The 25345-nt window shown below is 74.4% G+C and carries 25 protein-coding genes, 1 tRNA gene and 2 pseudogenes; 18 read left to right on the top strand and 10 right to left on the bottom strand.

Annotated features, from left to right (window positions below; translation table 11 throughout):
* The first annotated feature begins 25 nt into the window (after positions 1-25).
* The 5 genes from DA06_RS13220 to DA06_RS13200 all read left to right on the top strand — a co-directional run bounded on the left by DA06_RS13220 (position 26) and on the right by DA06_RS13200 (position 3557).
* The gene (locus DA06_RS13220; protein ID WP_418605221.1) at positions 26-1495 is read left to right on the top strand and encodes an NfeD family protein; all 1470 of its coding nucleotides are present in this window, start codon (positions 26-28) and stop codon (positions 1493-1495) included.
* A complete protein-coding gene (locus tag DA06_RS13215) occupies positions 1485-1664 on the top strand; it encodes a hypothetical protein (protein ID WP_043500797.1) in 180 nt (59 codons plus the stop codon). The genes DA06_RS13220 and DA06_RS13215 overlap by 11 nt, the downstream gene beginning before the upstream one ends.
* Positions 1661-2755, top strand: a complete 1095-nt coding sequence (locus DA06_RS13210; RefSeq protein ID WP_418605220.1) for a slipin family protein — start codon at positions 1661-1663, stop codon at positions 2753-2755. The genes DA06_RS13215 and DA06_RS13210 overlap by 4 nt, the downstream gene beginning before the upstream one ends.
* Positions 2713-3378, top strand: coding sequence for a DsbA family protein (locus DA06_RS13205; protein ID WP_418605219.1), 666 nt, complete (start codon positions 2713-2715; stop codon positions 3376-3378). The genes DA06_RS13210 and DA06_RS13205 overlap by 43 nt, the downstream gene beginning before the upstream one ends.
* Positions 3379-3481: 103 nt before the next feature.
* A tRNA-Thr gene (locus tag DA06_RS13200) sits at positions 3482-3557 on the top strand.
* Between the two features lie 34 nt (positions 3558-3591).
* On the opposite strand, the gene DA06_RS13195 is transcribed toward DA06_RS13200, so the two are convergent.
* Complete coding sequence (locus tag DA06_RS13195) at positions 3592-3846, bottom strand: hypothetical protein (RefSeq protein ID WP_418605218.1); 255 nt, start codon at positions 3844-3846, stop codon at positions 3592-3594.
* Between the two features lie 59 nt (positions 3847-3905).
* A complete protein-coding gene (locus DA06_RS13190; RefSeq protein WP_043500790.1) occupies positions 3906-4583 on the bottom strand; it encodes a uracil-DNA glycosylase in 678 nt (225 codons plus the stop codon).
* Between the two features lie 167 nt (positions 4584-4750).
* Here DA06_RS13190 and DA06_RS13185 point away from each other — a divergent pair, with 167 nt between their 5' ends.
* From DA06_RS13185 to DA06_RS13170, 4 genes are all read left to right on the top strand, one after another.
* Positions 4751-5050, top strand: coding sequence for a DUF3263 domain-containing protein (locus tag DA06_RS13185; protein ID WP_043500786.1), 300 nt, complete (start codon positions 4751-4753; stop codon positions 5048-5050).
* 44 nt (positions 5051-5094) lie between these two features.
* Positions 5095-6492, top strand: coding sequence for an FAD-dependent oxidoreductase (locus DA06_RS13180; protein WP_418605217.1), 1398 nt, complete (start codon positions 5095-5097; stop codon positions 6490-6492).
* On the top strand, positions 6377-7225 hold the full coding sequence (locus tag DA06_RS13175; protein ID WP_418608328.1) for a phytoene desaturase family protein: 849 nt from the start codon (positions 6377-6379) through the stop codon (positions 7223-7225). Before DA06_RS13180 ends, DA06_RS13175 begins: the two co-directional genes overlap by 116 nt.
* A 173-nt stretch (positions 7226-7398) precedes the next feature.
* Positions 7399-7941 (top strand): hypothetical protein, encoded by a 543-nt coding sequence (locus DA06_RS13170; protein ID WP_418605216.1) that lies wholly within the window; start codon positions 7399-7401, stop codon positions 7939-7941.
* Between the two features lie 175 nt (positions 7942-8116).
* Here DA06_RS13170 and DA06_RS13165 read toward each other — a convergent pair whose 3' ends face one another.
* From DA06_RS13165 to DA06_RS13155, 3 genes and pseudogenes are all read right to left on the bottom strand, one after another.
* Positions 8117-8479: a DbpA RNA binding domain-containing protein gene (locus tag DA06_RS13165; RefSeq protein WP_418605215.1), complete on the bottom strand. Its 363-nt coding sequence runs from the start codon at positions 8477-8479 to the stop codon at positions 8117-8119.
* Positions 8480-8984: 505 nt separating this feature from the next.
* Positions 8985-9830 (bottom strand): annotated as a pseudogene (locus tag DA06_RS13160) (DEAD/DEAH box helicase); the annotation flags it as partial.
* A 432-nt stretch (positions 9831-10262) separates the two neighbouring features.
* Positions 10263-12059 (bottom strand): glycosyl hydrolase, encoded by a 1797-nt coding sequence (locus DA06_RS13155; RefSeq protein WP_418605213.1) that lies wholly within the window; start codon positions 12057-12059, stop codon positions 10263-10265.
* Positions 12060-12115: 56 nt separating this feature from the next.
* Here DA06_RS13155 and DA06_RS13150 point away from each other — a divergent pair, with 56 nt between their 5' ends.
* The 3 genes from DA06_RS13150 to DA06_RS13140 all read left to right on the top strand — a co-directional run bounded on the left by DA06_RS13150 (position 12116) and on the right by DA06_RS13140 (position 15724).
* The gene (locus DA06_RS13150) at positions 12116-13462 is read left to right on the top strand and encodes a hypothetical protein (RefSeq protein ID WP_418605212.1); all 1347 of its coding nucleotides are present in this window, start codon (positions 12116-12118) and stop codon (positions 13460-13462) included.
* Between the two features lie 178 nt (positions 13463-13640).
* On the top strand, positions 13641-14852 hold the full coding sequence (locus tag DA06_RS13145; protein WP_418605211.1) for a hypothetical protein: 1212 nt from the start codon (positions 13641-13643) through the stop codon (positions 14850-14852).
* Positions 14774-15724 (top strand): cation-translocating P-type ATPase, encoded by a 951-nt coding sequence (locus tag DA06_RS13140; protein WP_052436727.1) that lies wholly within the window; start codon positions 14774-14776, stop codon positions 15722-15724. The genes DA06_RS13145 and DA06_RS13140 overlap by 79 nt, the downstream gene beginning before the upstream one ends.
* 11 nt (positions 15725-15735) lie before the next feature.
* Here the strand turns inward: DA06_RS13140 and DA06_RS13135 are convergent, their stop codons facing one another.
* Both DA06_RS13135 and DA06_RS13130 read right to left on the bottom strand, forming a co-directional pair.
* Positions 15736-16017: a dsRBD fold-containing protein gene (locus tag DA06_RS13135; protein WP_043500769.1), complete on the bottom strand. Its 282-nt coding sequence runs from the start codon at positions 16015-16017 to the stop codon at positions 15736-15738.
* Between the two features lie 164 nt (positions 16018-16181).
* The gene (locus DA06_RS13130) at positions 16182-17348 is read right to left on the bottom strand and encodes an acyltransferase family protein (RefSeq protein ID WP_043500767.1); all 1167 of its coding nucleotides are present in this window, start codon (positions 17346-17348) and stop codon (positions 16182-16184) included.
* A gap of 181 nt (positions 17349-17529) precedes the next feature.
* Here DA06_RS13130 and DA06_RS13125 point away from each other — a divergent pair, with 181 nt between their 5' ends.
* The 4 genes and pseudogenes from DA06_RS13125 to DA06_RS13110 all read left to right on the top strand — a co-directional run bounded on the left by DA06_RS13125 (position 17530) and on the right by DA06_RS13110 (position 22237).
* Complete coding sequence (locus tag DA06_RS13125) at positions 17530-17835, top strand: DUF1918 domain-containing protein (protein ID WP_418605210.1); 306 nt, start codon at positions 17530-17532, stop codon at positions 17833-17835.
* A gap of 67 nt (positions 17836-17902) precedes the next feature.
* Positions 17903-20477 (top strand): annotated as a pseudogene (gene clpB, locus DA06_RS13120) (ATP-dependent chaperone ClpB); the annotation flags it as partial.
* Between the two features lie 200 nt (positions 20478-20677).
* A complete protein-coding gene (locus DA06_RS13115) occupies positions 20678-21490 on the top strand; it encodes a serine hydrolase domain-containing protein (protein WP_043500766.1) in 813 nt (270 codons plus the stop codon).
* Between the two features lie 183 nt (positions 21491-21673).
* Complete coding sequence (locus DA06_RS13110; RefSeq protein WP_043500764.1) at positions 21674-22237, top strand: dihydrofolate reductase family protein; 564 nt, start codon at positions 21674-21676, stop codon at positions 22235-22237.
* Between the two features lie 119 nt (positions 22238-22356).
* Here the strand turns inward: DA06_RS13110 and DA06_RS13105 are convergent, their stop codons facing one another.
* Both DA06_RS13105 and DA06_RS13100 read right to left on the bottom strand, forming a co-directional pair.
* Positions 22357-23109, bottom strand: a complete 753-nt coding sequence (locus tag DA06_RS13105; RefSeq protein WP_043500762.1) for a septum formation family protein — start codon at positions 23107-23109, stop codon at positions 22357-22359.
* Positions 23110-23184: 75 nt separating this feature from the next.
* Positions 23185-23532 (bottom strand): hypothetical protein, encoded by a 348-nt coding sequence (locus DA06_RS13100; protein WP_418608326.1) that lies wholly within the window; start codon positions 23530-23532, stop codon positions 23185-23187.
* On the opposite strand from DA06_RS13100, the gene DA06_RS13095 reads away from it, so the two are divergent.
* Positions 23438-23755 (top strand): ROK family protein, encoded by a 318-nt coding sequence (locus DA06_RS13095; RefSeq protein ID WP_052436726.1) that lies wholly within the window; start codon positions 23438-23440, stop codon positions 23753-23755. The genes DA06_RS13100 and DA06_RS13095 overlap by 95 nt on opposite strands.
* Positions 23756-23912: 157 nt before the next feature.
* Here the strand turns inward: DA06_RS13095 and DA06_RS13090 are convergent, their stop codons facing one another.
* Positions 23913-24350: a hypothetical protein gene (locus DA06_RS13090; RefSeq protein ID WP_418605209.1), complete on the bottom strand. Its 438-nt coding sequence runs from the start codon at positions 24348-24350 to the stop codon at positions 23913-23915.
* 139 nt (positions 24351-24489) lie between these two features.
* Here DA06_RS13090 and DA06_RS13085 point away from each other — a divergent pair, with 139 nt between their 5' ends.
* Positions 24490-25317: an ABC transporter substrate-binding protein gene (locus DA06_RS13085; protein ID WP_418605208.1), complete on the top strand. Its 828-nt coding sequence runs from the start codon at positions 24490-24492 to the stop codon at positions 25315-25317.
* The last annotated feature ends 28 nt before the right edge of the window (positions 25318-25345 follow it).

The following is a 25345-nucleotide window of genomic DNA, read 5'->3' as shown; positions in this document are numbered from 1 at the left end:
CATTGACCGCGAGGGACTGACCGACATGAGCGCCCGCCGCGACGACGCGAGCCGGCCACTGGCCGCGCTGCTGGGCCTGCTCGCGGCCCTGGCCGGGCTGCTCCTGGGCACGGGTGCCGCCGTCGGGACGACGCCCGGCGGTGCCCCGTCGGACGGGCCCGCGGCGGCCGCTCCCCGGGTCCTGGTGACCACCCTCGCCAGCCCGATCACCCCCGTGATCGCGGACCACGTCGCCGAGGGGCTCCGGCACGCGCAGGACGGCGGGCACGCGGCGTACGTCGTCGAGCTCGACACCCCGGGCGGGCTCGTGACCGCGATGCGCGACATCGTCGGCGACGTCCTGGCCAGCGACGTGCCGGTGATCGTCTACGTCTCGCCGGCCGGCGCCCGCGCCGGCTCGGCCGGGGCGATCATCTCCCTGGCGGCGCACGTGCTGGTCATGGCACCCGGCACCACCATCGGCGCCGCGACGCCGGTGGGGCTCGAGGGCGAGCGCGTGCCCGGGAAGATCGTCAACGACGCCGCCGCCGAGGCCGTGGCCCTGGCGAACCTGCGCGGGCGCGACGCCGGGTTCGCCGAGCAGGCGGTGCGGGACGGGCGCAGCATCACGGTCGGTGAGGCGGTCGACCTCGGTGTGGCCGACGGGCGCGCCACCGACCTGGCCGCGGCCCTGCGGGTCGCCGACGGTGTCGAGGTCACCGTCGTCGGGGACCGGGAGGTGACGGTCTCGACCGCGGGTGCCGCCGTCGAGCGGCAGGACCTGAGCCTGTTCCGCCGGGTCCTGCAGGTGCTCGCGGACCCGAATCTCACGTTCCTCCTGCTCACCCTGGGCGCGCTCGGGCTGATCTACGAGCTCGCGACCCCCGGGGTCGGGATCGCCGGGACCACGGGGGCGGTGGCGCTGGTCCTCGCCCTCTTCTCCCTGTCCGTGCTGCCGGTGAACGCCGTCGGCGTGCTGCTGCTCCTGCTCGCGGTCGGGCTCTTCGCCGCCGAGGCGTTCGCGCCCGGGATCGCGGGCTTCGCGTTCGGAGGTGCCGTCGTGCTCCTGCTCTCCTCCTTCTTCCTCTTCGACTCCTCCGAGGGCATCTCGGTCGAGCCTGCGGCCGCCGTGCCCCTGGCGCTCGTGCTGCTGGTCGGCGCGGTCCTCGCCGGCCGGGTGGTCGTGCGCACGCGCCACCGGCCCTCGACCGCCACCGGGGCCGACCTCCTCACCGGCCGGTGCGTCCGGCTCACCGAGGCCGACGGCGTCACCGGCCGGACGTTCACCGAGGGCACGTGGTGGTCCGTGCGCAGCACCGGCGCCACCCTCGTTCCGGGCGGACTCGCCACCGTGGTCGGGCTGGACGGGCTCACGCTGGTCGTCGAGCCCGCCGTCGCGCCGGCGGCCCTCGCGCCCTCCGTCCCCGTGGGCGGGCCGCCGGCCCAACCGCTCCCGGGGGCCGCGACGCCACCGGCGCCGGGAGGCGTCCCCTCCCCCCGGGGCCTTGACCGATGACGACGACGCGGCCGCCGCCGTCGTCGACCCGCGCGTCGCTCCGGACCCCGTCGTCACCGCCGAGGACCGGGTGGTGCCCGGCCCCGCCGTCGTCGACCGGCCCGTCGGGACGGGACCTGTCACCACCGCGACCGCAGGCCGGGGAACCCGAAGGAAGGAACCCTCATGAGCACGGCAGTTCTCGTCGGCCTCGGCGTGGCCGTCCTCGTCGTCCTGCTGCTCGCCGCCGCGGCCGTGCACGTGCTCCCCGAGTACGAGCGCGGCGTGATCTTCCGGCTCGGACGCATCCAGCCGCTCAAGGGGCCGGGGCTGATCGTCATCATCCCGGTCGTCGACCGGCTCACGCGGGTGACCCTGCGCACGCAGACCTACGACATCCCGCCGCAGGACATCATCACGCGGGACAACGTGACCGTCCGGGTGAACGCGGTGACGTACTTCAACGTCGTCGACGCGATCCGTTCGGTGCTCTCGATCGACGACTACCGCTTCGGCACCCAGCAGATCGCGCAGACGACGCTGCGCTCCATCCTGGGCCAGACGAGCCTCGACGACCTGCTCACCAAGCGCGACGAGGTGAACCAGCGCCTGCAGCAGGTCATCGACTCGGTGACGGACCCGTGGGGCGTGAAGGTCACCATCGTCGAGGTCAAGGACGTCATCCTGCCCGAGGGCATGCGGCGCGCGATGGCCCGGCAGGCCGAGTCGGAGCGTGACCGGCGCGCGAAGGTCATCCACGCGCTCGGCGAGAAGGAGGCCGCCACGAACCTCGGTGAGGCCGCGGTGGTGCTCGAGGCACACCCTGCCGCGCTGCAGCTGAGGGTCCTGAGCACCCTCCTCGAGGTGGGGTCCGAGCACAACTCCACCATTGCGTTCCCCATCCCGATGGAGTTCCTGCGCACGCTCGACACCGGCCGTGCTGCGACCGTCGCCGGCAACGGCCACCCGGCCCCCTCGCCGTCGGCGGCCGCTCCCCCGGTGACGACCGTTCCGCCGGCGACGGCCGCGCACGACCCCCAGGCGCGTAAGCAGCCGACCCCGCCGGGCGTCCGACGCCGCCACCGACCCACCCCTGACAGGAAGAACCGATGTCCTCCAGCTCGTCCTCCAACCAGACCAAGGCCCAGCGCCGCGACGCCGCGCGCGAGCAGGCCCGCAAGCTCCGTGAGGCCCAGGCGAAGCGCGAGAAGCGCAACCGCAACCTCATCATCGCCGGCGTGCTGGCCCTCGTGGTCGTCGTCGGCGTCGTCCTGTACGTGATCATCAGCCAGGGCAACAAGTCCGTCATCGCCTCGGTCTCCGACGTGCCCGCGAACACATCCGTCGAGGACGGCGGCATCTCGCTCGGGTCCGAGATGGTCGCCGGCACGGAGAACCCCGACGCCCCCCGTGCTCGACGTCTACCTCGACTTCGCGTGCCCCCCACTGCGCCGACTTCGAGGAGGTCAACGCCGACGACATCGACTCTCTGGTCACCGCCGGAGAGGCCACCGTCGTCTACCACCCCCGTCGCGATCCTCGACCGCAGCGGCGGCGAGTACACCGGCTTCTCCGGCCGCGCCGTGAACGCCGTGGGCATCGTCGCCGACCAGGCGCCCGAGGCGTACAACGCGTTCCAGACGGCCCTGTTCACGCTGTTCGCCGAGGCGACGGCGGAGCCGACCGACCAGGACATCGCCGCGACGGCGGTCGAGGCGGGTGTGCCGCAGGAGGTCGCCGACACCATCGCCGCGGGCGAGTACCCGTACAAGGACTGGGTCGCGGCCACCACGAAGGAGTTCAGCCGTGACGGGTACACGGGTACCCCGACCGTGCTGATCGACGGCGAGCCGTTCGAGGACTGGAGCCAGCCCGGCGCGCTCGCCGACGCGCTCAGGAACTAGTCACGACGCCGGCCGGCCGCGGGGTACCCACCCTGCGGCCGGCCGACGCCCGGACCGGTGCGTACCTGCCCCGCTCGTCGTGGCAGACTCTTCCCCGGTTCACGCCGCCTTAGCTCAGCTGGTAGAGCACCCGCCTTGTAAGCGGACGGTCGTCGGTTCGAGTCCGACAGGCGGCTCCACGAGACGTCGCGCCGACGCCCGCGCGGCAGGGGCTCACTCGATGACGCCGTCGTCCTGACCCGAGTCGCCGTGCACGAAGTCCTCCTCCACGTCCGGTCCGGCACCCACCAGCTCGGCGTCCGGCCCGGAACGCTCGGCGTCGGTGCGGGGCGCGCCCTCGGCGCGGCCGCCGCCGAGGACGTCGCGGGAGCGGTAGCGGTCGACGTCCTGGTCGGGGCGGACGAGACCGCGGTGGACGAGGGCCTCGGTGACCAGGTCGGGCCGCCGGACGGACTCGCGGGGGGTCATGCTCACCACTCCTCGGTCGGTGCGGGCTCCCGGACCCGGGTGCCCTCCTGCGGCGAATGCTACGTGAGGGACCAGTCCACCGGCGCGGCGGCGAGCTCGGCGAGCAGCGCGTTGGCGCGCGAGAACGGGCGCGAGCCGAAGAACCCGCGGGACGCCGACAGCGGGCTCGGGTGGGCGGAGGTGATCACCGGCGTCGGGCCGAGCATCGGCCGCAGCGTGGCGGCGTCGCGGCCCCACAGGATCGCCACCAGCGGGGTGCCGCGGGCCACGAGGGCGCGGATGGCGTGCTCGGTGATCTCCTCCCACCCCTTGCCGCGGTGCGACGCCGGCTCGCCCGGGCGGACCGTGAGCACCCGGTTGAGCAGCATGACGCCGTGGCGCGACCAGGGCGTGAGGTCGCCCGTCGCCGGGACCGGCAGGCCCAGGTCGTCGTGGAGCTCGCGGTAGATGTTCTGCAGCGACCGCGGCACCGGCCGCACGTCCGGCTGCACGGAGAACGACAGCCCCATCGGGTGCCCGGGTGTCGGATACGGGTCCTGACCCACGATCAGCACCCGGACGTCCGCGAGGGGGTACGTGAAGGCCCGCAGCACGTCCGTGCCCGCGGGCAGGTAGCCGCGCCCCGCGGCGACCTCGGCCCGCAGGAAGTCGCCCATCGCGCGGATCCGGTCCTCGACGGGGCCGAGCGCCCGCGCCCAGCCGGGGTCCAGCAGGTTCTCCAGAGCGGTGGCGGTCACGCAAGGGAGGGTAACCACCGCCCGGGGGCGCCGCGCCGCGCGGTGCGTGGGCGTGCCGGGGTGATCCCGCGTGGCGCCACGCCGGGGAATGACACGGCTGTCGTTCCGCCATAGCATGGATCCCGGCCCGCACGGGCGACCCCCGCACGAGACCTACGGAGGAGAGCATGGCCGCAACGCACGCGGAGGCCGGCCCCGCCACGGGGGCGGGCGGCTCCGGACTGACCGGGACCGAGGCCGCGATCCTCGCCTTCGAGCGTCAGTGGTGGAAGTACGCCGGGGCCAAGGAGACGGCGATCCGTGACCTCTTCGACATGAGCGCCACCCGCTACTACCAGGTGCTCAACCAGCTCCTCGACTCGGAGGCCGCGCTGGCGGCGGACCCCATGCTCGTCAAGCGCCTGCGGCGCATGCGCTCGTCGCGCCAGCGGGAGCGGTCCTCCCGCCGCCTCGGCACCTCGCTCTAGGGGCGCCTCAGCGCCCGCCCGGCCGGAACGGATAACCTCAGCCCGTGAGCACGCCACACGAGGACTTCCCCGAGGACGAGTTCGACGTCGCCGGCCGCGACCGCACCCCCCAGGGTGTGCACCGCGGGCCGCGTTCGGTCCTGCGCACCCTGCTGCCGATCCTCGCCGTCGTCGTCCTCGCCCCGCTCCTCGCCTGGGGCGCCATCAGCCTCCTCGGCGACAGCGGGGAGCCGGTCCCCGCGGCGAGCTCGCCGTCGGGGCAGGAGACGTCCGCACCCACCGGCGGGGCGACCGAGCCGGGGGCGACGGGCGAGGCTCCGGCCGAGGGGTCGCAGGAGCCGTCCGGGGAGGCGACCAGCGAGACGCCGACCGAGGAGGAGACCACCGAGGAGCCGGCGGGCGAGGTCCAGTACGGCACGGCGATCGCGGTCCTCAACGGTGCCGGGATCAACGGTCTGGCGTCCGACGTCGTCGGCACGCTGGCGGGCGAGGGCTTCACCGGCGGCGTCGCCGACGACTACACCTCGGGCACCCCGGCCACCACCACGCTGTACTACAACAACCCGGAGCTGCAGGCCACCGCCGAGGAGGTCGCACGCCTCCTGAACATCGGGAACGTGGTCGAGAGCTCGAGCGCCACGCAGGCGATCGCCATCGTCCTCCGGTCGGACTACCAGGCTGATGCCATGACCCGCGAGGTGCGGGACGCCGTCGTCGTCGGCTCGGGGCCCAACGGCCTGGCCGCCGCGGTGACGCTCGCGCGCGCGGGCCTCGACGTCCTCCTCCTCGAGGCGCAGCCCACGCTCGGCGGCGGGGCACGCACCCTGGACCTCGGCCTCGCGCCCGGGCTCGTGCACGACGTGTGCTCCGCCGTTCATCCTCTCGCCCTGGCGAGCCCCTTCCTGCGCTCGTTCGACCTGCGGGCGCGCGGCGTGGAGGTCGTCGTCCCGGAGACGGCCTACGCCCAGCCGCTCGAGGGCCGCGACGCCGGCATCGCCTACCACTCGCTCCAGCGCACCGTCGCGGGACTGGGGGCCGACGGCCGGCCGTGGCACCGGCCTGATGGAGCCACTCGTCGAGGGGGCGGGGGCGGTGACCGCCCTCTCGCTCGGCGACCACCGCGGCGTGCCCCGCGAGGTCCTCACCCCGCGCGGCGCGCGCGGGGCCGTCGCCTTCGGCGCCGCCGTCCTCGAGCAGGGCACGGGCCTGTGGGACCTGGCGTTCTCCGGCGACGTCGCCCCCGCCCTCCTCACCGGCGTCGCCGCCCACACCATCTCCGCGCTGCCCTCGCTCGCCGGCGCCGGGACGGCGCTCCTGCTCGGCTCGATGGCCCACGCCGATGGGTGGGCGCTCCCCGTCGGCGGGAGCCAGGCCATCACCGACGCCCTCGTCGCCGACCTGCGCGCGCACGGCGGGGGACGTCCGCACGGACGCGCCGGTGACCGGCTGGCGCGAGCTTCCCCCGGGCGCGGGCCTACCTCTTCGACACCACGCCCCCGGACGCTCGTCGAGGTCTGGGGGGAGCGGATGGCGCCGTCCGTGCGCGCCGCGCTGGCCCGGTACCGCTACGGCGACGCCGCGGCCAAGGTGGACTTCGTGCTCTCCGGCCCGGTCCCGTGGAGCGACCCGCGGGTGGGCGGCGCCAGCACCGTCCACGTGGCGGGCACCCGGGCCGAGATGGTCGCGTCCGAGGCCACCGTCAAGGCCGGCCGGCACGCGGAACGGCCGGTGGTGCTCGTCTCCGACCCCACCGTGGCCGACCCCGGCCGCGAGGTGGGCGGCCTGCGTCCGCTCTGGACGTACGCGCACGTGCCGAAGGGCTCGACCAGGGACGTGACGGAGGAAGTCACCGCCCAGATCGAGCGGTTCGCGCCCGGCTTCCGCGACGTCGTCGTCACCTCGCGGTGCGTGCCGGCGGCCGCTATGCCCCGGCACAACGCCAGCTACGTGGACGGTGACATCGCTTCCGGCGCGGTCACGATGTACCGCATGGTGGCCCGCCCCCGGATGGCGTGGCACGTCTACGACGCCGGGGTGCCCGGGGTGTACCTCTGCTCATCCTCGACGCCGCCGGGTCCCGGCGTGCACGGCATGGCGGGCTGGCACGCCGCCCGCCGTGCGCTGAAGGTCAGGTTCGGGGTCTCCCGCCCGCCGGCCCTCGGGCCGACGGCGTAGCGCCCGCCGCCGGACCGTTCAGCGCCGGGGGATCTCCACGACCTCGGGGCTGGGGCGCTTGGGCAGGCGGCTGGGTCGCCCGCCTGCGGCCCGACCCGCTGCGCAGGCTCCATCTCGACACCGCGCGGGAGGACGGCAGCCTGACGCGCACGTCGCTGCCCGCGCCCACACCCGTGCAGGAGGCGGCCGTCCGCTCGGCCGCCCACGCCCTGGTCGCCTCCTCGACGACCCACCTTCCCGGGTCGTGGCGCGACGACGTGCTGCAGGACGTCGAGGCGCGTATCCCGGCCCTGGTGGACTCCCTCGACCAGCGCATCGCGGGCGCCGAGCTCGAGCAGACGCGACGGCCCGCCTGGTGGGGCGTGCTCGGGTTCCTGCAGTGGCTCTTCCTGGCGACGGCGATCGCCGGCGCGGGGTGGCTCGGCGTGCTGGCCGGGCTGGCCTACCTGCGCCTGCCGGAGCCCGTTACCCCGATGGCCGGGCCGGTGCCCTGGCCCACGGTGCTGCTGGTCGGCGGGCTCGCCGTCGGGCTGGTGCTGGCGGTCCTCGGTGCGGTGCTGGCGCGTCTCGGGGCACGACGGCGCGCGCGGCGGGTGGACCAGCGCCTGCGCGCGGTGGTCGGGGAGACGGTGCAGGCGCAGGTCGTCACGCCCCTCGAGGAGCAGCTCGCCGAGTTCGCGACGTTCCACCGGACGGTGACGACGCTCGCGCGCTGAGGGACCGGCCCGTCACCACGCTCGCCGCCCGGTTCCGGGTTCCGGGTCCGGGTTCCGGGTTCCGCACGACGATCGGCGTCCCCAGAGACGACGATGCCGACCTCGCCGCGTGCAGCGACGAGGTCGGCAGCCTCCTCGGTCCGTCGACCGTCGGTCCGGAAAGGCCCCGCCGGTGTCAGTGCGCCCGGCGGCCCCCGACCGGCCGGGAGGAGCGGTACGGACGCTCGTGGTGCTCACCGCGGGCGTCGTGGCGCTTGGCCTTGAGCGGCTTGCGGTCGGCCCCGCGGCCCCCGCTGCGCGGGCCCTCGTCGAGCCGGATGCGCAGGGGTCGCCCGGCCACCCGGGCCGCGCCGATCCGCCGCGTCGTCTCCGGCGTCATCTCGCCGGCGATCTCCACGAGGGAGAAGCTGGGGAAGATGTCGATCTTGCCCAGGTCCGAGCCGTTCAGACCGCCCTCGCCCGTGATCGCCCCGACGATGGCGCCCGGCTGGACGCCGTCCTTGTGGCCGACCTCGACGCGGTACCGCGTACCGGCCACGCGCGGGCGGCGACCGCCGCGCTCGGCCGCACCGCGGGTGGACGACCGGGGGGGTGAAGCCCTCGTCGAAGCGGGCGGCGACGAAGGTGCCGTCCTCGTCCACCTGCTCCTCGCGCCGGATGCGGGGGCGGCCCTCGTCGTCGTCCGTCTGGTGGCGGCGCGGACCGTCGTCGCCGACGGCGAGCGCGACGAGCGTGGCGGCCACGTCGAGGAGCTCGGCGCCGGTCGTCTCCAGGTGCGTCGTGATCGCGTCGCGGTACATGTCGAGCCGGCCGGCCGCCTGCCGCTCGGCCACCTGGGTGAAGAGCTGGCGGGCCTTGTGCGCGGAGACGTCCGCGGGCGTCGGGATCGCGACCTCCTCGAGGGAGGAGCCGGTCGCCTTCTCGATCTGGTGCAGCCGCGACCGCTCGCGCGGGGTGAGGAACGTCAGCGCGGTGCCGGTGCGCCCCGCGCGGCCCGTGCGGCCGATGCGGTGCACGTAGGCGTCGTTCTCGCGCGGCACGTCGAAGTTGACCACCAGGCCGATCCGCTCGACGTCCAGACCGCGGGCGGCGACGTCGGTGGCCACGAGGACGTCGAGGCTGCCGGCGCGCAGGCGCTCGACGAGCTTCTCGCGCTCCTTCTGCGGCACGTCCCCGGACAGGCCCGCGGCGGAGATGCCTCGCGACGCGAGCTCGAGCGAGACGTCCTCGACCGTGCCCTTGGTGCGCACGAAGACGATGGCGGCCTCGGCCTCGGTGGTGGCCAGCACGCGGGCGAGCGCTCCGGTCTTGTGCTTGAACGGCACGACGGCGTAGGTCTGCCGCACGGTCGCCGTGGTGGACGCCGGGCGGGAGACGGCGACCCGGACCGGATCGGTGAGGTGGGTGGCGGCGACGCGCTTGATGGCGGCCGGCATGGTGGCGGAGAACAGCGCGGTGCGGCGCTCGCCGGGCACGTGGGAGGCGATCTCCTCGACGTCCTCGGCGAAGCCCATGCGCAGCATCTCGTCGGCCTCGTCGAGGACGAGGAACCGGACGCCCGAGAGGTCCAGGCTGCCGCGCTCGATGAGGTCCATGACGCGGCCCGGCGTGCCGACGACGACCTGGGCGCCGTCCTTGAGGGCGCGCAGCTGCGGCACGTAGCTGGAGCCGCCGTAGACGGGCAGGACCGTCAGGTGCTTGGTCCGCTGGGCGAAGGAGGCGACGGCGTCGGCCACCTGCATGGCGAGCTCGCGGGTGGGCGTCAGCACGAGTGCCTGGACGGCGCGCTCGGCCGGGTCGACCGCCTCGAGCAGCGGCAGGCCGAAGGCCGCGGTCTTGCCGGTGCCGGTCTGGGCGATCCCGACGACGTCACGTCCGGAGAGCAGCACCGGGATGGCCTCGGCCTGGATGTCGGTCGGCGTGGTGAAGCCGAGGTCCTCGACGGCGGAGAGCAGGTCCGCGGGGAGCCCGAGGTCGGCGAAGGTGCGCGGCGCCGCGTCGGGGACGTCCGTCGTCACGGGAGCGCCGTCGTCGAAGGTGTCGGACGCGGGGCGTGCGGGGGCAAGGTCGGTCACAGGGGCGGTCACAGGAAACCCGTCTCACGAGGCGGAGTGTGGGTGTCGACGCCGGGTCGGCGAAGCACCGGTCCGCTCGTGAGGCCCGGACGAGGTGCGAAGACTTCCGCTGCGGGCCTGGGCGGTGAGTGCACTCCAGGAGTCCTCAGCCTATCGGCCCGACGGCTGAAACGGCAGGTCAGGGCCCGGTGACCTCCCGCACAGGGCCGGGCCGGCCGGTCGCCGCGAGGGAATCGGTTCCGCCGCTCAGTCCTGACCCAGGACGAACGCCGTCAGGTAGGCGAGCGAGTTGCCGTTGTCCACCTGCTCGGCAGGGAGCCGATCGAGCATCGCGGCGGCCCGCCCGGGGTCGGTCAGCGCCTGCGCCATGATCACGTAGTCGACGAGCGGCCGCCCCGCCGGTTCGCCGTCCGGGACCGCGGCGTCGACCATCGCCTGCACGGCCTCGGGCTCGCGGGCGAGGTACGCGGCATGGGTCGGGCTCATCGGGATGAGCTGGATGCCGACGACGGCGGAGGGGTCGGCGTCGAAGAACGTCGCGAAGTCCCGCTTGCCCTGCCAGCCGATGCCGACGCTGCTGTGCCCGTACTCCTCGGGGAGCTCGGGGGCGACCCAGTACTCCAGGGCGGTGGCCGTCTCGTTCGCGAGCAGCCACCGGGCCTGTTCGGCCATCACCTCGTCGCCCGCCGCGTCCGCCCAGAGGGTGAGGCCCGACCAGGCGTTGACGGCCTCGGACGAGGACTCCTGGTTGTTGCCGTCGCCGAACGGGGCCGTGCCGGACGCCCAGGAGTGGCCCCACCAGTCGTCGAACGAGCGCCGCTGGGGGAACGCCCCGGTCTGCTCCGGGGCGGCGATGTCGTGCGCGACGGCGTCCGCGACCGCGCCGAAACGCTCCACCAGGCCGGGGTCGTCGGCGGCGAGCACACCGAGCGCGTAGAGCATGTGGCCGTAGTGGAAGTGGTGGTCGTTGAACTCGTCAGACCCGTACGAGGGCTCCATCCCCACCAGTCCGTGGAGCGTGGCGTCGTAGGCGAAGCAGCGCTCCGCGCGGGTGGCGCACCCCTCCGGGTCGAACCACTGGTCGAGCTCGCCGACCATCTTCTCCTTCAGCGCCGAAGCCTCGTCGGTCAGGCCGAGGCCGGCCGCGAGCCGGTAGAGCTGGCTGGCCCGCTGGAGCTGCTTGCCGGCGTAGTAGCTGTCCCGGGCGTCGAACCTCACGGAGGCCAGGTCGGCGCGCAGCTGCTCGACGACCCGGGCCCGCTCGGCGTCGTCGAGGTTCGCCAGGTCGAGCTCCAGCACGGGCTCCTCGGCCGCGACGGCGAAGGTGGCCTCGCTCCCGGTGGTCAGCCTCAGGTCGCCGTGGACGGACGGGACCGTGACGTCGAGCGGGTCGCCGTCGGTCGTCACCGCCTGGTGCGGCAGGGACGCGAGGACGGTCGGGGTGCCGCCGGTGTCGTAGGTGAACGTGGTGCTCGCCCGCCCGTCCTCGACGGCGTAGGCGACGTCGGTGGCGCGGAGCGGGACCGCGCCGGCGAGCAGGGCGGCCTTGTCCGCGTCGGAGGCGCCGGCGGGCTCTGCGTAGACGACGAGCGAGCCGCCCTCGGTGAGGTCGAGCGTGGTCCCGGAGAGGGAGCCGTCGGTGACGAAGCGGTACGTCGTGCCGCCGATCTCGGCGGTCGCTCCGCCGTCGGCGGCGACGGCGGAGGCGGGCAGCTCGACCGACTGGGCGGTGACGGCCGCGTAGGCGACGTAGGGCCACCCCTCCGCCATGGTCACCCGGCCGGTGGTCTTCCCACCCTGGCGGTACGCGAAGGTGCCGGAGAGCTCGTCCACGCGCTCGAGCACGTAGTCGTCGGCCGGGAGGCCGAGCTGGACGTGGTCGGGGTGGGCGCCCATGAGGACGCCCGCGGCGGCCTGCGGCTGCGGCAGTCCGAGGCCGAGGCCGTCGGCCCGGAGGCGCACGCTGAGCGTCCCGGTGAACACCGGCCGGTCCGCCGGCGCGAACACCGCGGGCGCGAGCCAGGAGTTCGTCGGCGGCAGCACGCCGTCGGCGCGGCCCCGACGGCGCGCTGCACCTCGACGACGCGGCCGCCCGGACCGTGGCGTCGCTCGGGCTCGACGTGCTCGTCACCGGTGACGGCGCGCGGATCCGCGGGCCTGCCGTCGACGCACCCCGGCTAGGCACGTTCGCCGTCCAGCACGAGACCGACCGGGCCGGACCTCCCGGGTTCTGGGAGGTGCTGCACGGGCGTGCCTCCACGGGATACTCGATCCGTCGGCTCCTCGGCGACGGCGGGAGCGTGGTGGTCCGGCGCGGCTACACCTGGACGGCGCTGTTCGCGCAGCTCAACCACGCGATCGTCATGCACCGCGGGTACCACCATCTGCAGCTGCTGCTGAAGGACCTCGCCCGGGGCGAGCCGGCCGAGACGTGCGCCGAGGCGGCGCGGGACGAGATCCGCGGCGCGCCGTCGTCCGCCGACCGGGCGACGACGGCGGACTCGCTGCGGTACGCCGGCCGCGTGGCCGGCACCGTGACGCCCAAGCTCATCGACAAGGCGCTGGGCCGCCCGCGATGGAACGTGGCGTGGGTACGGGGGTCCTGGCGGGGCGTCGGCACCGCGCACGTCACCGAGCTCCCGCGCCGGCGCGGCCACTTCTACGCCGACCCCTTCGTGCTGGCCCGGGACGGCAGGCACTACCTCTTCACCGAGGACTACTCGCGCCGTGCCGGGCGCGGCCGGATCTTCGTGCACGAGATCGCCGACGGGTGCAGCCGCGAGGTGGGCGTCGCGCTCGCGGAGCCGTTCCACCTCTCGTTCCCGTACCTCTTCGAGCACGCCGGCCACCACTACATGGTCCCCGAGAGCGCGCAGGCCCGGTCGATCAGGATCTACCGGTGCGCGCGGTTCCCGCTCGGGTGGGAGCTGGTGTCCGTCGCCATGAGCGGGGTCGACGCCGTGGACACCATGATCTTCCCGTTCGGCGGGCGCTGGTGGCTGCTCACCTCCATCGCCCCGCCGGGCACCGGCGACTACTCCGCCGAGCTCTTCGCCTTCCACGCCGACTCCCCGCTGTCGGAGGCGTGGGAGCCGCACGCCGGGAACCCGCTGGTGCTGGACCCGACCCGCGCGCGCAACGGCGGCATCCTCCTCGAGGACGGCGAGGTGTACCGGGTCAGCCAGCGCCACGGCTTCGGCACGTACGGCGCCGGCGTGGCCGTCAACCGGATCGTCGAGCTCACCCCGACCTCGTTCGTGGAGGAGCCGGTCACCGGCATCTCGCCGAACGACGCGCTGCGCGTGCAGCGGACCCACCAGCTGCACACCGACGGCGAGTACACGGTGTTCGACTACGTGCGCCCGCCGCACCTGCGGGTCCCGGCCCCGCGGGGCTCCGCACGCCGGACCGGCGGTCTCGTCAACGTCGCCAACCTCCGCCGCTGACGGCCCCGCACGCGCGCCGAACGCCTGCGCGAACCGGCGCCGACGAGTAGAGTCGTGCGTCCATCGCCGGAGGGGGAACCGGCGGGCAGGGCAAGGTCGCCCTGCCCCTCACGAAGGATCGTCACATGCGCCGTCCACCTCAGCGTCACACCCGTCCCCGAGCGCGGGGACGTGCGTCGTGACCGGCACGGGCGGGCCCACGCCCGCACCGGGGACCGCCGGTCCCGTCACGGTCGTGCTCGGCTCCGCCGGGCAGCGGCCCTACCTCGTCGAGGCGTTCCGGGCCGCGATCCGCCGCCTGGGCCTGACTGGAGAGGTCGTCGCCCTCGAGCCCGAACCCGGCAGTCCCGTGCTCGCCGCGGCGGACCGCGGGATCGTGATGCCGCCCTGCGACCACGAGACCTACGCCCCGGCCATGGAGGAGTGGTTCGGCCGCGAGCGGCCCACCCTGTTCGTCCCGGTCGACGACGTGGAGCTGCAGGTCCTCTCCGAGGGGCTGGCGGCCCGGTTGCGGGCGGTGGGCTGCGCCGTCGCCGGGCCGGGCCCGGCCGGGCAGGCGCCGAGCGCGGACAAGTACCTCATGGCGCGCCACCTCACCCGCGTCGGGGTCTCCGTGCCGCGGACCGTGCTGGGCTCGAGGTGGGAGAGCCTCGCCGACGACGCCGCACCGGGGACCGCCTTCGTCGTCAAGCACCGGTTCGGCTCGGGCTCGTCGGGCCTGCACCTGGCCCGCCGCAGGGGTCTCGCCGACGCCCACGGCGACCCGATGGAGGCCGCCCTCGACGTCCTCGCCCGGCGCGCCGGGATCGACACCGAGCTGGTCCGCGCCGCTGGCGCGCAGGCCCGGTTCCCCTTCGACCCGCGCCGACGGCGGATGTCCGTCGTCGCCGCGGGGCACGTCCACGTCAAGGGGGCCCCGGACACGGTCCTGCCGCTCTGCCGCGAAGGGACGACGACCGAGGCCGCCGCGGCGCTGCACCGGCTGACCGGCCGGGGCCTGCGGGTCCTCGCCGTCGCCGGCAGGCCCGTGCGGGAGGGGCCCACGACGGCCGACGAGGCCGAGCGGGACCTGGAGCTGTACGGGTTGCTGGGGCTGGAGGACCCGCCGCGCAGCGACGTCCGGGAGGCCCTCGACGCCTGCCGGCGCGCGGGCGTCACCGTCGCCATGGTCACCGGCGACCACCCGGGCGACGGCGACGGCGATCGCCGACGAGGTCGGTCTGCGCCGCCCCGGCTCGCCGGTCCTGACGGGGGGACCGGCTGCCCGAGGCCGACGACGAGCTCGGCGCGCTGCTGGAGGTTCCGGGGGCCGTGGTGGCGCGGGTCGCCCCGGAGCAGAAGCTGCGGATCGCGCGGGTCCTGCGTGCGCGGGGGCATGTCGTGGCGATGACCGGCGACGGCGTCAACGACGGCCCGGCGCTGCACGAGGCCGACATCGGTGTGGCGATGGGCGCGTCGGGGACCGACGTCGCCCGCGAGGCCGCCGACCTCGTCATCCTCGACGACCACTTCGCCTCGATCGTCGCCGGCGTCGAGCAGGGGCGGGCCACGTACGTCAACATCCGCCGGTTCCTCACCTACCACCTCACCGACAACGTCGCCGAGCTCGCGCCGTTCGTCGCCTGGGCGCTCAGCGGGGGACAGCTGCCGCTCGCGCTCGGGGTGCTGCAGATCCTGGCCATCGACGTCGGCACGGACACGATCTCCGCCGTCGCGCTCGGCGCCGAACCGCCGTCGCGGGGCCTGCTCAGGGGGCCGCCGGTCACCGGAGCGCTGTTCAACCGTTCGGTGGCCCGGCGCGCCTTCGGCGTGCTCGGTCCGGTGGTCGCGCTCGGGTCGATGACCGCCTTCCTCATGTCCCTGCTGGTGTCGGGGTGGCGGCCCGGCGAGGCCCCGGAGCCCGCCGTCCTTGCCACCGCCTCCGGGGCGGCGTTCCTCACGGTCGTGGTCTCCCAGGGCGCCAACGCGTTCGCCTGCCGCAGCTTCACCGTCCCGCCGTCCCGCCTCGGGTGGACCACCAACCGCTGGCTGCCTCCCGCGGTCGCCGCCTCCGTGGTGCTCTCGCTGGTCCTGCTCGGCTGGCCACCGGTGGCCCGGGAGATGGGGCACACGTGGCCGCCGCTGGTCGGTGTGCTCGTCGCGCTCGCGACGGCGGGGACGACGCTGGCCGTCGATGCCGCCGACAAGGCTGCTCGCGCGCACCGCCGCCGGAGCCGCACGGCCCGGGAACAGGGTCCGCGACCGATGACCCGGTCGTCCTGACCCTCCGTCGCTCAGCGCACCAGCCGGATCCGCTCGTGCTCGATCGCCGAGAGGTCGTCCGACGTCGCCCGCAGCAGCCGGGTGGCGAGGTCGCGCAGCGCACGGGCCGCCGCGAGCTCCTCCCCGACCTCGGGCACGTCGACGTCCTCGGGGTTGCGACGCGCGCGCCCGTAGCCCTCGAGCCTGGTGCCGGCCGAGGTTCTCAGCACGGCGTGCGCGGTGGTCACGTGCTCGTCGGTGCGCACGTCCTCGGTCGAGAACAGGTCGACGGTGACCTTCCAGGTGTGGGTCATCGGAGTCCTCCTCGTCCGGGCCGACGGAGGCGTCGGTCGGCGGCGTCCTCGTCGACGTCTTCCCTCCACCGTCCCACCGCCGACCGGCAGCCGTCATGGGCCGGAGGGCCCATCACGGGCGGGCAGCCGCCGGGGCCGGAGGCCCGCCGCCTCACGCGTCGTGGTCAGACCACCCGCGAGGCGCCGGGGAGGCGCACGAGCAGCGCGCCGAGGGCGAAGGAGCCCGCTACCGCCGCCCCGCTGACCACCAGGAACGACAGCTCCGGCGGCCAGGCCACGCGCTGGGAGGCGAGCACCAGGCCGACGAGCACCGGCTGGTGCAGGAGGAACGCCGCGTACGAGGCACGCCCCGACTCGCACGCGAGCCGCCCCTGGCGGTCCGCCCGCCGTCGGAAGACGTCGATGAGCCAGACGGGCACGGTGACGACCAGGACGGCCTCGAGGACGGCCGCCACCAGCGACTGCCAGGTACCGCCTCCGGCGAAGAGGGCGAGGTCGGTGCCGGCCCGGGAGGCGACGGCGACCAGGAGCGCTGCCAGGCCCGCCGTCGCCCATGCCGCCCGACCGGCCAGCCGGGCCAGCGCCGGGTCACGGAACCAGCCCCGCTCGGCACCGACCACGCCGAGGGTGAAGCCGGCGACCCATGCTGGTGCCTGCGGGACTGGCAGCCGGAACCACTCGTCGCCGAGCGGCACGGTGAGGCGCACCAGGAAGCTGGCCCCGGCCACCACGGCGGCGACGGCCGCGAGGTGCCGGGCGCGCAGGGCGGTCGGACCCGCCGGCCGGGGCCGGGCCGTCCGCACGAGCGCATAGACCGCCGAGAGGACGAGCAGCACGGCCAGGAACCACGTCGGCCCCCACGCCGGCGGCAGCAGCCGGCCGCTCAGCGGCGGCACCCACACGACCGTGAGCGCCAGGTCCCAGATGCCCGCGTCCCAGCCGGCGTTCGAGGAGTCGACGTACTCGACGAACGGTGCGAGAAGAACGACGAAGAGCAGCAGGGGCACGCCGAGCCGGACCAGCCTGTCGCGGAAGAACGCCCGAGGCCCCTTGCGCCGCAGCGAGGGGGCGGAGTACATCCCGGCGATCCAGAAGAACAGCGCCATCCCGAAGAAGTTGGCGACCAGCGAGAACAGCAGCAGCAGCGTCAGAAGCGGGTCCCGCACGGGCGTCGTCGTGAGCACCCAGTTGCCCACGCCGGTGAAGGCGATGACGCTGTGAGCGAGCACGACCCCGGCCACCAGGACCGTCTTGAGGTTGTCCGCCCACGCGTCGCGGGATCCCCGGCGGGGTCGCTGCTCCCGCCTCTCGGGACGTGTGCCGACCGTCATCGCCCAGGCCTCCGGTCAACAGTGGAACACCCGAGGGGCCCCGGGCGGAAGAGACGAACGTCCCGCGCGCCGGCCGGGACGTGGGGTGTCCGACCCTGTCGGGTCCCCGGTCCCTTCCGGCGCGCCGGGGACGGGGGCAGCATGGACGTGCGGCCGACTGCGGGCCGCCGCGGCGAGCGTGATGGAGATGGGTGACATGGGTGCGGCGCACCCGGGCGACAGGATCATCGTCCGCTCCGGGGCGGTCGGCGGGCGCGACCGGGACGGGGAGGTCCTCGAGGCGCGGGGGCCCGGGGGCACGCCCCCGTACCTGGTGCGGTGGTCGGACACGGGCAAGGTCTCGCTCGTCTTCCCCGGACCGGACACCGTCCTCCACGACGGGACCAGTCGCGGTGCCTCCGCCCCGCTCCGGGCGGAGGGGGCCGAGCACCGTTGGGCGGCGGGGTCGGGGCGTCGGCCCGGCGGCCCGGGTGGACAGCAACCTTGAGCGGAATAGACTCAACTTTGTCGGGGTTGAGAGAGCAGCACCCCTGAACCACGCACCCGGAGGTCCCATGGACACGAAGCTCACGACCAAGTCGCAGGAGGCGATCGCCTCCGCGCTCCAGACCGCCTCGGCCGCGGGCAACCCCCAGCTCGAGCCGGTCCACGTCCTGAACGCGCTGCTCGAGCAGGACGGCGGCGTGGCCGTCGCGCTGCTCGACGCCGTCGGCGCCGACCGTGCCGCGATCGGTCAGCGCGTCCGGGCCGCGCTCACGACGCTGCCCGGTGCCTCCGGCACGTCGGTGGCGCAGCCCCAGACGTCGCGCGCGACGATGACGATGATCACCGACGCCGGGAACGAGGCCAGGACGCTCGGCGACGAGTACGTCTCCACCGAGCACCTCCTGATCGCGCTGGCGTCCTCCACCAGCCCGGCGGGCGAGATCCTGCGTGCCTCGGGCGCGGACCGGGAGGGCCTGCTCTCCGCCCTGCCCAGCGTGCGGGGCTCGGCCAATGTCACCACGCCGGACCCGGAGGGCACCTTCAAGGCGCTCGAGAAGTACGGCAACGACCTCACCGCCGCGGCCCGCGAGGGCAAGCTCGACCCCGTCATCGGGCGCGACGCCGAGATCCGGCGCGTGGTGCAGGTGCTCTCGCGCCGCACCAAGAACAACCCCGTCCTCATCGGCGAGCCCGGCGTCGGCAAGACCGCCGTCGTGGAGGGACTGGCCCAGCGCATCGTCGACGGCGACGTCCCCGAGTCCCTGCGCGGCAAGCGGCTCATCGCGCTCGACCTCGCCAGCATGGTGGCCGGCGCGAAGTACCGCGGCGAGTTCGAGGAGCGGCTCAAGGCCGTCCTGCAGGAGATCAAGGACTCCGAGGGCGAGATCGTCACCTTCATCGACGAGCTCCACACCGTCGTCGGCGCGGGCGCCGCCGAGGGCTCCATGGACGCGGGCAACATGCTCAAGCCCATGCTCGCCCGCGGCGAGCTGCGTCTCGTCGGTGCCACCACCCTCGACGAGTACCGCGAGCGCATCGAGAAGGACCCGGCGCTGGAGCGCCGGTTCCAGCAGGTCTTCGTCGGCGAGCCGTCCGTGGAGGACACCGTCACGATCCTGCGCGGCATCGCCCCGAAGTACGAGGCGCACCACCAGGTCACCATCTCCGACGGCGCCCTCGTCGCCGCCGCCACCCTCTCCGACCGGTACATCACCGGCCGGCAGCTGCCCGACAAGGCCATCGACCTCGTCGACGAGGCCGCCTCGAGGCTGCGCATGGAGCTCGACTCCTCCCCCGGAGGAGATCGACGCGCTGCGGCGCCAGGTGGACCGGCTGAAGATGGAGGAGGCCTACCTCACCGAGTCCGACGACATCGACGACGAGGCGGTGCAGGAGCGGCTGGAGCGGCTGCGCGCCGAGCTCGCCGACCGGTCGGAGGAGCTGTCCTCGCTCACCGCCCGCTGGGAGGCCGAGAAGGCCGGCCACAACCGTGTCGGCGACCTCAAGCAGCGGCTCGACGCGCTGCGCACCGAGGCCGAGAAGGCCCAGCGCGAGGCGGACCTCGAGAAGGCGTCGCGGCTGCTCTACGGCGAGATCCCCGCCGTCGAGCGGGAGATCGCGGCGGCCGAGGCGGCCGAGGCGGAGTCGAAGGCCGGGGCCGAGGAGCGCGCCCCGATGATCGCCGACCGCGTCTCCGCGGACGAGGTGGCCGAGGTCGTCGCCTCCTGGACCGGCATCCCCGTGGGACGGCTGCTCCAGGGCGAGACGGAGAAGCTCCTGCAGATGGAGGACGTCATCGGCCAGCGCCTCATCGGCCAGCGCGACGCGGTGCGCTCCGTCTCCGACGCCGTGCGCCGCACCCGCGCCGGGGTCTCCGATCCCGACCGGCCGACCGGGTCCTTCCTCTTCCTCGGTCCCACCGGCGTCGGCAAGACCGAGCTCGCGAAGTCCCTGGCGGACTTCCTCTTCGACGACGAGCGGGCGATGATCCGCATCGACATGTCGGAGTACTCCGAGAAGCACTCCGTCGCGCGGCTCGTCGGTGCCCCTCCGGGGTACGTCGGCTACGAGGAGGGCGGCCAGCTGACCGAGGCGGTGCGCCGCCGGCCCTACTCGGTGGTGCTGCTCGACGAGGTCGAGAAGGCGCACCCGGAGGTCTTCGACATCCTGCTCCAGGTGCTCGACGACGGTCGCCTCACCGACGGCCAGGGCCGCACGGTGGACTTCCGCAGCACGATCCTCGTGCTCACCTCCAACCTCGGCTCGCAGTTCCTCGTGGACCAGACGATGTCCGACGAGGCCAAGCGGGAAGCCGTCATGGGCGCGGTGCGGGCGAGCTTCAAGCCCGAGTTCCTCAACCGCCTGGACGACATCGTCGTCTTCGACGCGCTCTCGCTCGAGGAGCTCGGCGCGATCGTCGACCTGCAGGTCGACCGGCTCGCGCACCGGCTCTCGGACCGGCGCATGCGCCTGGAGGTCACCGACGCCGCCCGTGAGTGGCTCGCCCTCGAGGGGTACGACCCCGCCTACGGCGCCCGGCCGCTGCGGCGGCTCGTCCAGCGGGAGATCGGCGACCGGCTCGCGAGGATGCTCCTCGGCGGCGAGATCCACGACGGCGACACGGTCGTCGTCGACCGGGCCGACGTCGACCCGGCCTCGGCGCTCGCCGAGACCGGCACCCTGGCGAAGGGGCCCGGCCTGGTGCTGAGCGTGCGCGAGGAGGCGCCCGTCGCTGACGGCCGCACACCAGGGGCCCGCACCGTTCGTCGGTGCGGGCCCCTCGGTCGTCGTGGCCCCGCCCGGGCGTTGCCGGGCCGTGCCGTCCGCCGTGGCAGGCTGGACCGGTGGACACCTTCGGATCGCTGCAGGGCCTGGACTTTCCCGTCGGCGTGGTGGTGAGCGACGCGGACGGCGTCCTCGACAGCTACGGCGACACCTCGACGTCCTACCCGTGGGCGTCGGTGACGAAGCTGCTCTCCGCCACGGCGACCCTGGTCGCCGTCGAGCGCGGCATGGTCGCTCTCGACGACCCCGCCGGGCCCGAGGGCTCCACCGTCCGCCACCTGCTCGCGCACGCGTCCGGCGTGCCGTTCGACTCCGGTGCCGCGCTGTCGGCACCGGGCCGGCGCCGGGTGTACTCCAACCTCGGCATCGAACTCCTCGCCGAGCACGTCGCCGAGGCGGTCGGGCGGGACTTCGACGTCTGGGTCGAGGAGACCGTGATCGCCCCGCTCGGGATGTCGACCGTGCTGATGGAGGGCTCGCCCGCCGCGGGGGCCACCGGCTGCGCGGACGATCTCGGGGCTCTCGGCCGCGAGCTGCTCCGCCCCACCCTCGTCGGTCCCGAGCTGTTCGCCGAGGCGACGACCGTCGTCTTCCCCGGGCTGTCCGGCGTGCTCCCCGGCTTCGGACGGCAGCAGCACAACGACTGGGGGCTCGGCTTCGAGATCCGCGACCACAAGTCCCCGCACTGGACGGGTGCGAGCTCCTCCCCGCGCACCTTCGGGCACTTCGGCCAGCGCGGCAGCTTCCTCTGGGTGGACCCGGACGTGGGGCTCGCCACCGCCTTCCTGGGCGCGAAGCCGTTCGGGGAGTGGGCGGCGCAGGTGTGGCCGAGGCTCACCGACGACATCCTCGCCGGCCGCGCCCGTCCCTGAGCGCCGCAGTTCGCCGCGACCGCCAGCAGCCGGGGCCGTTCGGTTTCTCGCGCTGACGGCTCTGGGATGCGGTGCGCGGCATCCGCCTGGCGCGGGTCGACCGGCCCTCGGTGCGGTCCGACCGATGGTCTCTCCGCGCCCCGTTGGCCTGACGTCCGGTTCCGAGCGCGGGAGGCTGACGCCATGGGAAAATTGACCTTCGCGATGAACGTGAGCTTGGACGGCTACGTCGCCGCACCCGGCGACGACCTCGGCTGGGGCGTGCCGAGCGACGAGCAGTTCCAGTGGTGGTCCGACCGGGTGGGGGCGACGGGCCTGGCGCTGTACGGGCGCAGGCTGTGGGAGGCGATGAGCTCTCACTGGCCGACCGCGGACCAGGAGCCTGGCGCCACACCGGCGCAGATCGAGTTCGCCCGCCGCTGGCGGGACATGCCGAAGGTGGTGTTCTCCTCGACCACCAGCGCGGTCGACTGGAACGCCCGCCTGGTCACCGGCGACGCCGTCACCGAGATCGCCCGGCTCAGGACCGAGGATGGCCGTCCCATGGACGTCGGCGGCGCCGCCCTCGCCGCGGCGGCCATGCGGGCCGGGCTGATCGACGAGTACGCGATCGTCACCCACCCGGTCCTGGTGGGCGGCGGCACGCCGTTCTTCACGGCCCTGGACAGCTGGGTGAACCTCAACCTCGTGGAGACCTGCACGTTTCCCGGCGGCGTGCTCCTGACCAGGTACGAGACCAGGCGCTGACCGGCCGACCTGGGACCGGCCCGGGCTCGGACCCAAGGATCTCTCGGTCGACCTCTCGCGGAGAAGATGACGTCTCGTGCCGCGCTCCGTCGGTGGTGAACGTGGCGCGTCAGCTCAGGTCAGCGGGTCTGGAGGGTGCCCTCGACCAGGCTGCCGACCATGTTGCGGCCGCTGACGTCCACAACCACGCAGCGGGCGAAGGTGACGCCGGCGTCCCAGGCCGCCGCGTCGGGCACGACGACGGACACCGTGAGATCGGAGACGTCGAGCCCCGCCGGGACCAGCTCGTCCGCCGCGTCGAGGCACGCCGACTCCGAGGCCTGGAGGACCCCGTCCTCGCCCGGGTACGGGCCGTCGCCCAGGTCCGCCTGGCTGTAGACCTCGGCCTGGTGCCACTCGGCGCAGTCGACGAGCGTGACGACCGGATCCCCGCCCGTGACGTCGAGGGCGCACTCGCCGACCTCCATGGACCCGACCGGCACCTGGCTGCCGCTGCCGGCTCCCGCCGGGCGCTGGTCCGGGGAGACGGTGGAGAGCGCGGCCGCCGTGGCGGCGAGGATGAACAGCGTCAGGACCAGGGTCGACATCGCCCCGACGATCATCGCGGCGATGCCGTAGCCGGTCGGGCCGTTGCCCCGCCGCGCCTGGAGGTAGGAGATGATCCCGAGCACGACGCCCAGCGGGCCGAGCGGCACCCCGACCGGGATGCCGACGACGCCGACGGTGCGTCCGGCGGTCGTCGACGCCGGGCGCGGCGGCGGAGTGTTGTACGGCTGCCAGGAGCTGAAGGACTGTCCGTAGGGCCGCGGGGCCGCGGTGCCGTGCGGCGGGCCCGGCGGGCCGGCCGGCGCCGTTCCCCACGTCGACGTCATGCCGGCCAGCCTACCGACGGGCGGCGGGGGCCGCCGGGGCGCCTCCCGCGCCTGGAGGCCACGCGCCGGGCCGGGTCAGTTGACGAGGTCGGTGGTCACCGGGGTCGGCCACTCCAGCAGGCACACCACGGGGGACTCGCCGGCCGTCGGAACGAGCGTGACGACCTCGACGGTCTCGCCCCGGGCGTCCGTCGCGGCGCCCCGCTGCGGCCGGACGGGGCCGTCTGCCGGTGCGGGAACCGCGGCTGCCTCGAGACCTTCACGTCCGTCCCCGCCGTCCTGCAGATGCTCCGACCGCCCCTCGGCGAGGGCCTGACGATCGAGGCAGGTGGTCGCCGCCGCGGCCGCCGGGGACCCGCCCTGCCGCCGCGTGGTCGAGGACGTGGGGCACAGCCTGGGCCGCGGGGTGGCGCTGGTGGGCAACCTCGTGGACCCCGAGGTCGTGGTGCTCGGAGGCCCGCTGGTGGCCGCGGGCGAACCGTTCCTCGCCGCGGTGACCGCCTCGCTGCGCCGGTCGGTCATCCCGTCGGTGGCGCACCGCGTGCGGGTCGTGCCGGCGGCTCTCGGTGCACGCACGGAGGTCCTCGGCGCCCTCGCCCTGGCCCGCAGCAGCGCCCCGCCGCCCTACGCACACCTGCTGGACTGAGCGGGCCCCGCCGGACTGAGCGAGCCCCTGCCGGGCAGGCACCCCCCGGACTGAGCGAACCTGGCTGGTTCCGCGCGAAGCGGTGCGGCTCTCTGCCCACGGCACACCGGAACGGCCGGCGGTACATCACAAGACAGCGACGCTTTCCTCCAATCCTTCACGCAAAGCGAGCAAGAGGGGCACACTGGGCAATCGGATGCCCGGCCTCGTGGCCGACTCCCTGCCGGCTGCGGTGCCGGGCCCGGTCGAGACGACGACGTTTCGGAGGAGAGACACGATGCGACGCACAGCGACGGCGGCCGGGATCGCGGCCGCCAGCCTCATTCTCGCCGCGTGCGGCGGCGGTGACGGCGGGGACGAGGCGGCCACCGGCGGTGGTGGAGGGGGCGGCGGCAGCCAGGTCGAGGTGTTCACCTGGTGGGCGCAGGGTTCGGAGAAGGCCGGCCTGGACGCCCTCGTCGGGGTGTTCAACGAGCAGCACCCCGACGTCGAGTTCATCAACGGCGCGGTGGCCGGCGGTGCCGGCTCCGCCGCGAAGGACATGCTCCAGTCCCGCCTGCAGGCGGGCGACCCGCCCGACACGTTCCAGGCCCACGCAGGCCAGGAGCTCACCGACTACATCAACGCCGGGCAGCTGGAGGACGTCTCCGCCCTGTACGACGAGTTCGGCCTGACGGACGTCTTTCCCCCAGGACCTCCTCGATCTCCTCACCGTCGAGGACGCCATCTACTCCGTGCCGTCGAACATCCACCGCTCCAACGTGGTGTGGGCCAACCCGTCCGTGCTCGAGGAGGTCGGCATCGACCCGGCCGCCGTCCCGGCGGACATCGACACCTGGATCACAGACCTGCAGAAGGTGCAGGACGCGGGCAGCACACCGCTGTCCGTCGCCACGACGTGGACCCAGGTGCACCTGCTGGAGACCGTCCTCATGGCCGACCTGGGCGCCGAGGGCTACAACGGCCTCTGGACGGGCGAGACCGACTGGAACGGCCCCGAGGTCACCCAGGCGCTCGAGCACTTCGAGACGCTCATGGGCTTCACCAACACCGACCGGGACGGCCTCGACTGGCCCGAGTCGACCCAGCTCGTCATCGACGGCAGCGCCGCCTACAACGTCATGGGTGACTGGGCGGTCGCGGCCTTCGAGGAGCAGGGCATCGAGCGCGGCACCGGCTTCGTCGAGTTCCCGGTCCCCGGCACCGACGGCATGTTCGGGTTCCTCGCCGACTCGTTCACCATGCCGGTCGGGGCTCCTGACGCCGAGGGCGCGAGGGCGTGGCTCGAGACCGTCGGCTCGCTCGAGGGCCAGGTGGCCTTCAACAAGGCGAAGGGCTCCATCCCGGCCCGCACCGACGCGGACCCGGCCGAGTTCTCCGAGTACCAGCAGAGCGCGATCGAGGCCTACGCCAGCGACACGATCGTTCCCTCGCTCGCCCACGGTGCCGCTTCGCCGATCGCCGTGCTGAACGCCGTCTCGGACGCGACGAGCAAGTTCACCACCGGAGCGTCCGACCTCGAGACGTTCCAGAGCGAGCTGGCGACCGCCGCCGGCAGCTGACCCCCAGGTGGTGGGCACGGACCCCCGC

The organism is Georgenia sp. SUBG003 (assembly GCF_000715355.2).
GTDB lineage: Bacteria > Actinomycetota > Actinomycetes > Actinomycetales > Actinomycetaceae > Georgenia.
This window is presented reverse-complemented; position numbering and strand designations above follow the sequence as displayed.

Coding starts and splice junctions, on each gene's coding strand:
- DA06_RS13125 (WP_418605210.1), top strand. CDS start 17,530: ATGGAGATGGGTGACATGGGTGCGGCGCACCCGGGCGACAGGATCATC.
- DA06_RS13195 (WP_418605218.1), bottom strand. CDS start 3,846: ATGACCCCCCGCGAGTCCGTCCGGCGGCCCGACCTGGTCACCGAGGCC.
- DA06_RS13220 (WP_418605221.1), top strand. CDS start 26: ATGAGCGCCCGCCGCGACGACGCGAGCCGGCCACTGGCCGCGCTGCTG.
- DA06_RS13210 (WP_418605220.1), top strand. CDS start 1,661: ATGAGCACGGCAGTTCTCGTCGGCCTCGGCGTGGCCGTCCTCGTCGTC.
- DA06_RS13110 (WP_043500764.1), top strand. CDS start 21,674: ATGGGAAAATTGACCTTCGCGATGAACGTGAGCTTGGACGGCTACGTC.
- DA06_RS13175 (WP_418608328.1), top strand. CDS start 6,377: ATGGCCCACGCCGATGGGTGGGCGCTCCCCGTCGGCGGGAGCCAGGCC.
- DA06_RS13135 (WP_043500769.1), bottom strand. CDS start 16,017: ATGACCCACACCTGGAAGGTCACCGTCGACCTGTTCTCGACCGAGGAC.
- DA06_RS13185 (WP_043500786.1), top strand. CDS start 4,751: ATGGCCGCAACGCACGCGGAGGCCGGCCCCGCCACGGGGGCGGGCGGC.
- DA06_RS13105 (WP_043500762.1), bottom strand. CDS start 23,109: ATGACGTCGACGTGGGGAACGGCGCCGGCCGGCCCGCCGGGCCCGCCG.
- DA06_RS13130 (WP_043500767.1), bottom strand. CDS start 17,348: ATGACGGTCGGCACACGTCCCGAGAGGCGGGAGCAGCGACCCCGCCGG.